Genomic DNA, 544 nt, shown 5'->3' with positions numbered 1-544 from the left:
CTCTTGCAGCAATCACTTTTGCACAGTCAATGGCAGATCCGCCACCTAACGCCAAAATGGCTTCCGATTGAGAGGCGTTGTAAACACGTAATCCATCTTCCACTTGATCGTAAGTTGGGTCTGGTTTTACTTCAGAAAACACGCCCACCTGTAAACCCAACCTCTGCGTTTGCTCCAAGACTTTACCTACCATACCTATTCGAACTAATCCCTCATCGGTCACTAGCAACAAACGTCGAAAGCCTAGATCAGATATCGCCTCCAACAACTCAGATACGGCTCCCGAACCAGAAAACAACGTCGGCCGTGGAAGTGGCAGCACATGCGCTGCGATTTTTAGCCCTTTGGTGTAACTGCGATACAAACAATGTTTCAACATACAAATTCCTTTTGAGTTGGAGCATTTAGTCTAGTAGATTTTCAGGCAACTCTTCTTTGCGGCTTCACAAATTCGCAATCGAGTCGTTTACCTTTTCTTCCTTTAACTCATTGAGCTAATTAAGAAACAAAATGGGGATGTTTTCTTTCCTACAGTGACCACCAC

The 544-nt window shown here is 44.7% G+C and carries 1 protein-coding gene; it reads right to left on the bottom strand.

Annotated elements, in window-relative coordinates:
- Window positions 1–379, bottom strand: a 379-nt coding sequence (locus R8O10_RS27025; RefSeq protein ID WP_318192200.1) for an iron-containing alcohol dehydrogenase, incomplete at its 3' end; no start/stop codon positions are given.
- Between the last annotated feature and the right edge of the window lie 165 nt (window positions 380–544).

The sequence above is a fragment of the Vibrio sp. 1727 genome (genome assembly GCF_033344415.1).
Lineage (GTDB): Bacteria > Pseudomonadota > Gammaproteobacteria > Enterobacterales > Vibrionaceae > Vibrio > Vibrio alginolyticus.
The sequence above is the reverse complement of the archived record's forward strand: the minus strand, read 5'-3'. Positions and strand labels throughout refer to the sequence as shown.